The 11,886-nt window shown below is 71.9% G+C and carries 10 protein-coding genes; all 10 read right to left on the bottom strand.

The features are described 5' to 3' along the window. Window positions 1-76: 76 nt before the first annotated feature. Complete coding sequence (locus FHE66_RS04630) at window positions 77-1,330, bottom strand: right-handed parallel beta-helix repeat-containing protein (protein WP_139071825.1); 1,254 nt, start codon at window positions 1,328-1,330, stop codon at window positions 77-79. A 190-nt stretch (window positions 1,331-1,520) separates the two neighbouring features. Next, window positions 1,521-2,546, bottom strand: coding sequence for a glycosyltransferase (locus FHE66_RS04635; protein ID WP_218013614.1), 1,026 nt, complete (start codon window positions 2,544-2,546; stop codon window positions 1,521-1,523). A 154-nt stretch (window positions 2,547-2,700) separates the two neighbouring features. After that, entirely contained in the window at window positions 2,701-5,136 is a 2,436-nt protein-coding gene (locus FHE66_RS15975; protein WP_176554652.1) for a LuxR C-terminal-related transcriptional regulator, read from the bottom strand. Between the two features lie 84 nt (window positions 5,137-5,220). Then, window positions 5,221-7,698, bottom strand: coding sequence for a LuxR C-terminal-related transcriptional regulator (locus FHE66_RS04645; protein WP_139071826.1), 2,478 nt, complete (start codon window positions 7,696-7,698; stop codon window positions 5,221-5,223). A 7-nt stretch (window positions 7,699-7,705) separates the two neighbouring features. Then, window positions 7,706-8,533: a type I methionyl aminopeptidase gene (gene map, locus FHE66_RS04650; protein ID WP_139071827.1), complete on the bottom strand. Its 828-nt coding sequence runs from the start codon at window positions 8,531-8,533 to the stop codon at window positions 7,706-7,708. After that, on the bottom strand, window positions 8,533-9,105 hold the full coding sequence (locus FHE66_RS04655; protein ID WP_139071828.1) for an adenylate kinase: 573 nt from the start codon (window positions 9,103-9,105) through the stop codon (window positions 8,533-8,535). Before FHE66_RS04655 ends, map begins: the two co-directional genes overlap by 1 nt. After that, window positions 9,102-10,406 (bottom strand): preprotein translocase subunit SecY, encoded by a 1,305-nt coding sequence (secY, locus tag FHE66_RS04660; protein WP_139071829.1) that lies wholly within the window; start codon window positions 10,404-10,406, stop codon window positions 9,102-9,104. Before secY ends, FHE66_RS04655 begins: the two co-directional genes overlap by 4 nt. Before the next feature lie 163 nt (window positions 10,407-10,569). Further along, window positions 10,570-11,046, bottom strand: coding sequence for a 50S ribosomal protein L15 (rplO, locus tag FHE66_RS04665; protein ID WP_139071830.1), 477 nt, complete (start codon window positions 11,044-11,046; stop codon window positions 10,570-10,572). A gap of 1 nt (window position 11,047) precedes the next feature. Then, window positions 11,048-11,230 carry a 50S ribosomal protein L30 gene (gene rpmD, locus FHE66_RS04670; protein WP_139071831.1) on the bottom strand — a complete coding sequence of 61 codons (183 nt, stop codon included), beginning with the start codon at window positions 11,228-11,230 and terminating at the stop codon, window positions 11,048-11,050. Next, window positions 11,230-11,886: 30S ribosomal protein S5 (gene rpsE / locus FHE66_RS04675; protein ID WP_139071887.1), on the bottom strand; the 657-nt coding region annotated here is incomplete at its 5' end. The genes rpmD and rpsE, both read right to left, overlap by 1 nt.

Genomic DNA, 11,886 nt, shown 5'->3' on the forward strand with positions numbered 1-11,886 from the left:
CCGGGGGTGAGCCGACGGTGACGTACGTCGGGCCGGCCCGACGTACGTCGGACCGGCCCGTCATCGGAGTGCTGGATCAGCGCACCGGCGTGTCAGTGCCCTGCCAGACGTTGCTGTCGTCCCACCGGCTGGCGTCGGCGAGGTTGCCGACGGCGCCGTAACGGTAGTTGGGACCGAACTGGTTCCTGCTGTACCGCGCACTGTCGACGATGCCCTTGCCCCCGTTGATGGTGAAGTTCCCTCCGTTGAAGAGGTTGTCCTCCACCACGAGGTTGCTGATGGGGTCGTCACCGAGCAGCGAGCCGATCTGGATCGCCGCGTTCATCGGGTCGTCCGTCGCCGCCCGGTAGGCCTGGAAGTTGTTGCCCCGGATGGTGATGTTGTCACCCTTGCGGATCTGCAGGGCGTCGTGGTGGCCACCGGGCTGACGGAAGAGGTCGTGGATGTAGGTGTCCTCCACGGTGACGTTGTCCGCCTCGATCCGGATACCGTCCTCGGCGGAGTGGATGTCCGCCCCACGTAGAGTTCCGGCCCCCTTGAAGAAGACCCCGATGCCGGTGCCGTCCTGGTTGTCGATCTCGACGTTCTCGATGAGTGCCCCCGTGACGCCCTTCTCCACCTTGACGGGGTACTGGGGCGTGCCGGTCTCGATCAGCGAGTTGCGGATGGTGACGTCGTCGGCGGCGATGGTGACAGTGCCGCGGATGTGCATGCCCTCGACGACGGTGCCCGGCTCCGTGATGGTCAGGCCGCCGGAGTCCGTGAGCCTGACGCCGTCGGGAACACCGGTCGTCTCCGCGGTCGGGAACCCGTCGCGGCCGGACTCGGGCCCCGGCGCGGGCTCCGGCAGCACCGACTCACCGAGCTGGCCGGCGTTGAGCTCGAACGGCACGCCGTCGACCGTGCTGTCGACGACGACGGCGGGCGACTTGTCCGAGGACATGAAGTCGTTGCGGCATCCCTCGATAGCGACGCCTTCGGCGTAGTAATTGCCGAACGTGATGCCGTTCGTCTTCTTCGGGTTCTCGCAGTTCACGGTCGAGTGGAGGATCTGTGCGTTCTCGACGTCCGAGTCGACGCGGATGCTGTGGTTGCCGCCGTAGGTGACCCGCGTGTTCATGATGGTCACGTCGTCGGCCTTGATGTGAATGTTGCCGTGGACGTCGAGTCCGTCGATGACGGTGCCGTCCTCGGTGATCGTCAGGCTTCCGGAAGGTGTGAGGGTGGTTCCATCGGGGACTCCGGCCGTCACGGCGGCGGCGGGGGCTGCGACGGTGATCGCTCCCCCGAGCGCGACGGCGACGGCCGCGAGTATGTGTGTGGCTCGCATGGGTACTCTTTTCATTTGGGAGGGAGGCGTGCCTGAGCACGCCTGTATGGGGATCCCGCCCGGTCCCCCGTGAACGCCCCCACTGTAACCAGATCGTTACATGCCAAATCGGCCCAAAGTCCCAAAACCGGGACAGATGGGCTCAAATCGCCTGGTCAGCGAATAGCCGTCGAGCAATTAGTGAGAATCGTCACACCCTTCCGAGAGTGAATTCTCGGGTGCTTTCTGCTCGTTGGACGCGCCGTGACATCGCCGCCATGAGGTCCGCCGCGGTGAGCTCCCCGGGCAGTCTGCGGACCGCCAGTCCGCGCCGGTCCAGCTCGCGCGCGATGAGCTCCTGGTGGTCGTCCACGTGCTCGCCCTCGCTCCGCCGGCGCGGCAGCACCACGGGGGTGCGACCGGCGTCCAGCGCCGTGAGGCACGAGCCGATCCCGGCGTGCGCGACGACGAGGTCGGCGTCGGCGATCGCCCTGCGCAGCTCTGCCGCGGGGACCTCCGCCCGGCCGTCGAGCGGCAGGCCCGAGCAGTCGGTGACGCCCACCTGCCAGAGCACCTCGGCGTCCGGCGCCAGGACCTGGGGCAGCGCGCGGAGCACGGCCTCGAGCGCCCGGCGGAACCCGTAACGGCGCATCGTCCCGAGGGTGACCACCACCCGGTGCGCTGCCCCGGAGGGCGCGGCGGGCGCGGCGGGCACGGCCTCGTACCCGTCGAACAGGGAGCCGCGGAACTGCCAGCGATCGCCCGCCCACGCGGGGTACTGGCTGTAGGTGCTGGTTCCCGGCACCCGTGAGACGAGCCGGCCGGTGAGGCTGGGGCCGTCCGCGCGCGCGGCACTCTCGACGTAGTGGGTCTGCAGCCCCAGCGCGCGGGCCACCGGGAGGAAGGCGAGCGCGATGCCCGAGCCGGTGCTCACCACCACGTCGTAGCGGCCCGCGCGCAGGATCTGGCGGGCGCCCACCATCGCCCTCGCGACCTGCCCGTACCCGCGTGGCGGGATGTAGGGCACGTGGTGGACCACCTGCCCGGCGAGGAGCGAGCGGGACTGCGCCTCGTCGAAGGTCGCCCACTCGACCTCGTCGAAGGGTGGTCGGAAACGCTCGTGGAGACGCCACAGCTGCTCGAGGTGACCTCCGGTGGAGGCCACGAGCAGCGCGCGCCTGCGGCGCGGGGCGCCCGCGCGTGCGGACGCTGCGGTGATGGATCTGACGGAGCTCACGTGGGCCCTCCCCGACGGAAGCAGCGGCCGGCCGGGACACGCACCTGCCGGCCGACGGATGCAGTGATCAGCCCACCACCTCCCCGACCCCGGCGACCCCGCACGCCCGGGTGATCGGGAGCCGAATCGGAGCTCGCCGGGGGGTGAGACCCGCTCAGTCGTCGAGCAGCGACAGCTCGCGGGCACGCTCCAGGGCGTGCGCCCGGTCCGAGACACCGAGCTTGCGGTAGATCCGCCGCACGTGGGTCTTCACGGTCGACTCCGACAGGTAGAGCCGTCGTCCGATGTGCGCGAGCGGCACGCCGGCGCGCAGCTCACGGAGCACCCGCATCTCGGCGACGCTCAGCTGCCCTGCCCGCAGCGGCTCGGGGAAGACCGTGTCGGTGCCCGCGAGCGGAGGCTGGTCGAGGAGCTCGCGGGCCCAGGACCCCGCGGGCGCGATGGCCTCGAGGTCGGCCCGCGGGACCGTGATGAACGGGCTGAGCACACCGGTGTCCGCGGCGATGCTCACGGCGTTCGCCAGGTGGTCGACGGCGGCCTCGCGCTGTCCAGAGCGCCACGCCGCGCACGCGTGCAGGAGGAGCAGCTCCAGGCCCACGCGCGGCCTGGTCCCGGCGTGCGACGCGGCCTGCTCCGTCAACCGCAGTGCCTCCGCGTACGCGCCGACGTAGAAAGCGTGGCGCGCGCGCGAGGCGAGCGACCACGAGTCACCCCCGTGCGTGCCGACCAGCAGCGCCCCCGCACGGTCGATCCGGCCCTCGGCGAGCGCGAGGTCGACCTGCAGGGCCCCGACGGAGGCCCGGACGACCTCCTCCTGCTCCCCCTCGTGGTCACCCGTCCGCCGCTGGAGCTCGGCCCGGACGCGTTCGAGCCGTCCGAAGAGGATGTCCGCGAACGCCGCCGCCACACGGCTGAGTGCCGCGAGCGGCGCGAGGCCGTGCTCCAGACCCGCCTGCGGCGGCTCCGGCCAGGGGGTCTCCTCCATGCGCAGGCCTCGCACCAGGGCGAGCGTCAGCGGCTCCGCGACCTCCTCCAGGCGCGACGGCGGGACCGGGAAGCGGGCGGCGTGCTCGGTCCACATCTCGGCCACCCGGATGTGACCGAGGAGCGCCATCGCGAGCGCGGTCGCGCTCGCCGCCTCCCGCGCAGCCGGGGCGTCGCCGAGCCGCTCGGCCTCCTGGCAGGCGAGCGCGAAGCCGTACACCGCACCGACGCCGTCGTTGTCGTAGAGCAGGGACAGCGCCCACTGGGTGAGCAGCTCTGGCACGGCACGCTCGACGTGCGGGGCGTGCTGGCCGTGCTCGCCGCTCGTGAGCGTGCTGTCGAGCCGGCCGAGGAGGATGTCCTCGGCCCCGAACGTCGGTGTGCCGTCGAAGCGCAGCGCGAGGCGTTGCGTCGTCGTCATCGACCCGACCGGGATGCGGGCCCTCGGCGTGAGCAGCCCACCACGCAGCGCTGCCTCCGCCTGGACCGCCACGGCCCGGTCGAGCACGTAGTCACGGGCGACCACGAGACGAGGGCTCGAGGCGACGAGCTCCCGGGGCATGGCCTGCACCGCCGCGGTGACCTGGCCGGTGTGCCGCCGCAGCAGCTGAGCCCAGTTCTCCTCGAGGATCGCGAGCACGAGCGGCCACGACTCGGCCCGCATCGCGTACCGCAGCGCCTCCTCCGGGCGCTGCTGTCGGCGCCGCCGCCGGCTCACCCGCTCGTTGAGCTCCCGGTAGCGTTCCGGGTCCTCGGTGCGCAGGTTCTCCACGATCGCCGTGCGCAGCCCGTCCGGGTACACGGCGTACCCGTTCGCGCGGACCATCGTGAAGGAGCTCGCCATGACGAGCTCGGCGGCGGCCCGCTGCTCCGGGTCGTCGAAGAGCACCGGCAGGTCGTCGCGCTGGACCGGACCGGGGACCGCCAGCGCCCTGACGATCGGACCCCACTTCTGCTGCTCCGGGTCGGCGAGGATGAGGGAGACGTACCGCGCCGCCCCGGCCGGCTCGGTGACCAGCCGCCCGTCGGGTCCGCGCCGCGTGTCCAGCAGCGCCGCCCGGACCAGCGCCGGCCAGCCCGCGTAGTCCGCGACCAGCCGGGCCAGCTCGTCCTCCTCCGCGCTCAGACCCAGGCGCGTGGCGAGGAGCCTGGCCTCCGCGGTCGTGAGCAGGAGCTCGGGCACCCCGAGCACCGTCGTGTCCACGGTCGCCGGCCCGATGCTGACGATCGGGGTGTCCACCCGGGTGAGGACGACGAGGTGGACGAGCTCGTGGGCCTGGGCGAGCTCGACGAGCTCGGCGTCGACCGCGTGGTCGGTGAGGTTGTGCAGGCCGTCGACGACGACGACGAGCCGTCGGCCCAGCTGCCGCAGGACCTGGTCGACCGCCCCCCGGTCGGGGGCGACCGTCGGCTCAGTGAGGCCCACGGACACGAGCGAGGCGTGCATCGCGGCCCACAGCTCGGCGGGCGTCGTGTGCTCGGGCAGCGTGAGCCACAGCGCGGTGCGGTCGTCGAGCGCGCCGCTGCGCAGCCAGTAGGCGACGGTGCTCGTCTTGCCGAACCCGCGCGGGGCGCGCAGGACGACGAGCGGCGGCAGGTGACGCACAACCTCCTGGGCGGCAGGCGTCGGGCAGAAGATGCTCGGGACTCGTGGCAGGCCACTATGACGGCTCCCCCGGTCCGGCACGGGTCAGCTCCGTCCTCGGACGAGGCCGCGGCTGAGGACGAGCGCCTCGTCGCGGCTCGAGGCGCCGAGCTTGCGGTAGACGTGCCGCAGGTGGGTCTTGGCGGTGTTCACCGACATCCCCAGGGCCGCCGCGACCCCGGCGGGACCGGGGCAGTCCTGGAGGGCGGCGAGGACCTGCAGCTCACGGGCGCTGAGCTCGGTCGGCCCGGGCACGGCGGCGGCCACGGGGCGCTGGAGCGAGGCCTCGGCCGTGGACGGCAGCGGACGCAGCGCGAGCAGCTCGGGGTCGTGGCCCGCGAGCGCGGCGAAGACCTCCGGAGCCATGAGTGCGAACGGTCGGCGCTGCCCGGTCTCGTACGCCACCCGGACCGCGCGTCCGAACCGTCGCCGCGCCGCCGTGGTCTGCCCGAGCCGGTAGAGCGAGCCCGCGATGACGAGCTCGCTGGAGACCCGGCTGCGGGCGGTCATCCGCGCGTCCGCCAGGCCGCGCGAGGCGGCATCGATCGCCTCCTGGTCCCGGCCCTGGGCCTGGAGGAGGTAGGCGCGCGTCGCGCTCGAGACGAAGGAGTCGGTGAGCCGCTCGAAGACCTGCTCCGCGACGTCGACCATCCCCCCGGCCACGAGCAGCTCGACGAGCTGGGTGGCGATCGTCGACTCGGCGATCCCGCCGGGCTCGAGGTGTCGCATCGCTGCGCGCAGCTGGCCCACGATGCGGGCCTGGTCCTCCGGGCTGCCGTACACCGAGGCGTACAGGCCGCGGATGATGATGCCCAGTGCCCACAGCTCATCACGCCGGACCGGCTCGAGCATGGCGCCGACGGCGTCCTCGGCGTCCGGACGCATCGCGTCCACGCTGGCCATCGCCCGCATGATCCGCGCGCTGACCCGGACGAGCACACTGACGTCGTCGTCGTCCCCACCGGCGACGACGTCGGCCAGCTCCGGGTCATCGAGGAGGGCGAGCGCGAGGTCGGCCTCCCCGTGGATCGCCTTCGCGGTGAGCATGCCGCCGATCCCCATGAGCCGGGCGGTGCGGTCGTCGTGCGCCAGGCCGTGGTCACGCACCCGCTCGAAGGCGTACGCAGCCGCCTCGTTCTCGCCTGCGAAGACCGCCGCGAGGCCCGACTGGACCAGGACGAGCACCTCGTCGGTGGTCTCCTCCATCTCACGCCAGCGCTGCTGCACGGCGGCGTCGACGAAGTGCGCACCGGTCGGCTTCCACTCACTCGCGCGCAGCCCGGCCCCGCCCGCCATGCGCGGCAGGTGACGGCGCACCACCTGGAGCCGGGGCTCGGACTCGAGCAGGTCGCGGGGGAACTCCAGGGCGACCTCGATCAGCCGCTCGGGGTGCCCGGTGACGAGGCCGGCCCACTCCTCCTCGATGATCCGCAGCGCCGTGTCCCACTCCCTGGCCCGCACGGCGTGCCCGAGCACGCCGACGGGGCCCTCCTCCTCGGCGGCGAGGGCCATCAGCGCGATGTGGACCTCCCGCTCGAGCTCGGGGTGGCGCTCGACGCCGACCCGGCGCAGGGCCTCGCGGACGGCCGGCGGGTAGGAGTAGCGCAGCCCGTTGACGGTGTCCCGCTCCCGCAGCAGCCCGCTGAGGCGCAGGTTGCGCAGCTCGCGGATGCCGGTGCCGTCCGGGACGATCGCGCGGGCGGCGGAGGCGGAGAACTCGTCGGGCACCGAGGTGCGCAGCAGGAACTCACGCAGGGCCGCCGAGCGGACGTCGGCGAGGAGTGTGTCGATGTACCCGTCGACCGTCTCCGCGTCGACCCGCACCTCGTGCCCGCCGACGGCGGCGGCCGCGACGCACGCCCGGACGGCGGCCGGCCAGCCACCGAGCTCGACGACCACCTGGTCGGCCTGGTCCTGGGTGATCGCGACCCTGTGCCGCTCGGCGAGCGCGATGACGTCGTCGGGGTGCATGGCGAGGTCGGCGGGGCGCACGACGGTGATGTCGACCGACAGCGCCCCGGTGGTCTCCAGGGAGCGCAGGGCCCGGGTCGCGACGACGAGCTCGAGCGCGGGACTGGTGCGCACGAGCTCGAGGAGGTCGTCGTCGATCTCCGCGCGTCCGTCGAGCAGCCCGGCCTCGTGGTAGTTGTCCAGGACGATGCGCAGCGTGTCCTCGCGGCCGCTCACGGACCGGAGGACGGCCGACTGCTCGGCGCCCCCGCGCGCGACGTCACCGGCGCCGTCCTGCGCGGCGAGCCCTGCCCGCACGAGCGCGTCGCGCACGGTGCACCAGAAGCCGCTCGGCAGCCGCGCCTCGGCGTCGAGCGGGACGTAGAGCGTCTCGACGTCGTCGGTCTGGCGCGAGAGCCACTCCACGAGCGCGGTCGTCTTCCCGTACCCGCGCGGACCTCGCAGGACCGTCAGCGGGGCACGGGACTCGAGTGCGGCGAGGACCCGCGGCGCGACGTGCGCCGTCCGGCTGGCACGCGGAAGCGGACCCCGCACCCGCCGCCCGCCACCCATGTCCTTATCATGACAGAGGGGTGAACCGTACGTTTCGACTTTCGAGCTCAGCGGCCCCACCGTCGGGCGCCGTGAGCACCCACAGGCCCTCCTCGAGCACCGCGACAGTGTGCTCCCAGTGCGCCGATCGCGCGCCGTCGGCCGTGACGACGGTCCAGTCGTCCGCCAGGATCCGGGTCTCGATGGCGCCTCGGGTGATCATCGGCTCGATGGCCAGGCACATGCCCGGCCGCAGCCGCGGCCCACGGCGGGCAGTGCGGTAGTTGAGCACGTCGGGCGGCTGGTGCATCGCCGAGCCGATCCCGTGGCCGACGTAGTCCTCGATGACGGCGAGCGGGGCGTGGCCGGCAGCCTCGTGCGCGGCCACCGCGTCCTCGACCGCCTCACCGACGACGTCGATGCGGGTCGCGCCGTCGAGCGCGGCGATCGCGTCCCACATGGCCCTGCGGGTCGTCTCGCTCAGCGCGAGGTCCTCGGGGTCCGCCTCGCCCAGCACCATGGTGAAGGCCGCGTCCCCGTGCCAGCCGTCGACGACGGCGCCGCAGTCGAAGGAGACGACGTCACCGTCGGCGAGCACGCGGCTGCCCGGGATGCCGTGGACGACCTCCTCGTTGACGGAGATGCACACGTGCGCCGGGTAGCCGTGGTAGCCGAGGAAGTTCGACCGGGCGCCGGCCCGCTCGAGGACACCGCGTGCGACGTCGTCGAGGTCGGCCGTGCTCACGCCGGGGGCTGCCGCCTCGCGCAGCGCCGCGTGGATGTCCGCGACGACGAGGCCGGCCCGCCGCATGACCCGGACCTGGTCCGGGGTCTTGTACTCGATGCGCTCGCGCATCAGCCCGCGTGGAGCGCGCCGAGCAGACGCTCGGTGACCTCCTCGACGGCGCCGATCCCGTCGACGCGCGCGAGGATGCCGCGCTCGGCGTAGTGGTCGGCGAGCGGGGCGGTCTGGTCGTGGTAGACCTCGAGCCGGCGGCGGATGACCACGTCCGTGTCGTCCGCGCGGTTCTGCTCGGCCGCACGGCCGAGGAGGCGCTGGACGACGACCTCGTCGTCGGCGGTGAGCTCGATGACGGCGTCCAGGGCGAGGCCGTTCGCGGCGAGCATGTCGTCGAGCTCACGCACCTGGTCCAGCGTGCGCGGGTAGCCGTCGAGGAGGAACCCCTCGGCGGCGTCCTCGCGGGCCAGCCGGTCGCGGACCATCGCGTTGGTGATCTCGTCCGGGACGTACTCCCCCGCGTCCATGTACCGCTGCGCGCGGCGGCCGAGCTCGGTGCGCTCGGCGACGTTGCTGCGGAAGATGTCGCCGGTGGAGATCGCCGGGATGCCGAGCTCGGCGCTCAGGCGGGCGGCCTGGGTGCCCTTGCCCGCTCCGGGCGGGCCGAGGAGGACGAGGCGGCGGCTCATCGCAGGAACCCTTCGTAGTGACGCTGCTGGAGCTGGGAGTCGATCTCCTTGACGGTCTGCAGACCGACGCCCACGACGATGAGGATCGACGTGCCGCCGAGCGCGAAGCCGACGGTGTCGGGCAGGTTGAGCGCCGCGAACACGATGACCGGGAAGATCGCGATGAGCGCGAGGTACAGCGCGCCGGCCGTCGTGATGCGGGAGATGACGTACTGGAGGTACTCGGCCGTCGGGCGGCCCGCGCGGATGCCGGGGATGAACCCGCCGTAGCGCTTCATGTTGTCCGCGACGTCGTCGGGGTTGAACGTGATCGACGTGTAGAAGAACGCGAAGAACAGGACGAGGAAGAAGTAGATCACCATGTACAGCGGCGCCGACGGCGAGAGCAGGTTGAGGGAGATCCACTGGACCCAGCCCTCGGTCTGGTCGCCGAACTGGGCGAACAGGCCCGGCAGCGCGAGCAGCGACGACGCGAAGATCACCGGGATGACGCCGGCCATGTTGATCTTGATCGGGATGTAGGTGCTCGACCCGCCGTACATGCGCCGTCCGACCATGCGCTTGGCGTACTGGACCGGCACGCGGCGCTGGGACTGCTCGACGAAGACGACGAGCAGCGTGATGACGAGCAGCAGCGCGACGACGATCGTCACGTTGGCGATGCCGTTGGCGGCACCACCCACGGACCACAGCGCCGACGGGAAGCCGGCCGCGATCGAGGTGAAGATGAGAAGCGACATGCCGTTGCCGACGCCGCGCTCGGTGATGAGCTCGCCGAGCCACATGATGAAGCCGGTGCCGGCGGTCATCGTGATGATCATGAGGATGATCGTCATCACCGAGTCGTTCGGGATGAGCGGCACGGGGCAGCCGGGGATGAGGTTGCCGCTGCGGGCCATCGTGATCATCGTCGTCGACTGCAGGATGGCGAGGAAGATCGTCAGGTAGCGCGTGTACTGGGTGAGCTTGGCCTGGCCGGCCTGGCCCTCCTTCTGCAGCGCCTCGAACCGCGGGATGACCACGCGGAGCAGCTGCACGATGATGCTCGCGGTGATGTAGGGCATGATGCCCAGCGCGAAGATCGAGAGCTGGAGCAGGGCTCCACCCGAGAACAGGTTGACGAGGCCGAGCAGGTCGTTGGTGCTGCCTGCGGCGTCGAGACACTGCTGCACGTTCGGGTAGGACACCCCGGGGGTGGGGACGACGGACCCGAGGCGGAAGATCGCCATGATCCCCAGCGTGAAGAGCAGCTTGCGCCGCAGGTCCGGCGTACGGAACGCCTGGGCGAATGCGCTGAGCAATCTTCCTCCTGGAATGCATCGTCACGTCATGGGGCTACCTTGCCCCCGAACGGCGGTCTGGGCCGCCACGTACTGTACCCGCTCACGCCCTGCGAACGTAACGACGCCCAGGGACGAGAACGGGCGGCCCGGAACTCCGGACCGCCCGTTTCCGTGCGACGGCTCAGCCCTGGGTCAGAGACCCGCCTGCCGCCTCGATCTTCTCCTTCGCCGACGCCGACCAGGCGTCGACGACGACATCGAGCTTGACGCTGATCTCGCCGCTGCCCAGCACCTTGACGGGCTGGTTGGCGCGCACGGCGCCCTTGGCGACGAGGTCCTCGGCGTTCACCGCACCACCCTCGGGGTAGAGGGCGGCGAGACGGTCGAGGTTGACGACCTGGTACTCGACGCGGAAGGGGTTCTTGAACCCGCGGAGCTTGGGCAGCCGCATGTGCAGCGGCATCTGCCCGCCCTCGAACCCGGCCTTGACCTGGTAGCGGGCCTTGGTGCCCTTGGTACCGCGACCCGCGGTCTTGCCACGCTTGCCGCCCTCACCACGACCCACACGGATCTTGGCGCTCTTGGCACCCGGGGCGGGACGCAGGTGGTGCACCTTGAGGGTGCGGGGCTGCGCGGGGGTCTGCTTGGACTCTGCCATGTCAGTCCACCTCCTCGACGGTGACCAGGTGAGCCACGGTCGTGATCATGCCGCGGACCTCGGGACGGTCCTCACGCACGACGCTACGGCCGATACGACCCAGGCCGAGCGTGCGCAGCGTCTGGCGCTGGTTCTCCTTGCCGCCGATGGCGGACTTGGTCTGCGTGACCTTGATCTGAGCCATCAGGCACCGACCTTCCCGGCCTCGGCCTGCTTCTCCTCGCGGACCTTGTCCTCACCCTCCGCACGGCGGCGGAGCATGACGGCGGGGGCGACGCGCTCGAGCGGGAGGCCGCGGCGGGCCGCGACGGACTCGGGCTGCTCGAGGTTGCGCAGCGCCTGCACGGTGGCGTGGACGATGTTGATCGCGTTCTCGGACCCGAGCGACTTGCTCAGCACGTCGTGGATGCCGGCGCAGTCGAGGACGGCGCGGACCGGACCACCGGCGATGACACCGGTACCCGGGGCGGCGGGGCGCAGGAAGACCACGCCGGCCGCAGCCTCGCCGGTGACGGCGTGCGGGATCGTCTTCTGGATGCGGGGGACGCGGAAGAAGTTCTTCTTCGCCTCCTCGACACCCTTCGCGATGGCGGCCGGCACCTCCTTCGCCTTGCCGTAGCCAACGCCGACCGTGCCGTCACCGTCGCCGACGACGACCAGGGCGGTGAAGCTGAAGCGACGACCACCCTTGACGACCTTCGACACGCGGTTGATGGTCACGACGCGCTCGATGAACTCGTTCCTCGGCTCGGCGCCGCGACGGCCGCCCTCGTTCCGGCGGCCGCCGGAACGCTCGCGCTCGCCGCCGGTGCCGGTACCGGTACCGGAACCGGTCCTGCT

It is taken from the genome of Georgenia sp. 311, from assembly GCF_006151955.1.
Lineage (GTDB): Bacteria > Actinomycetota > Actinomycetes > Actinomycetales > Actinomycetaceae > Oceanitalea > Oceanitalea wutianyii.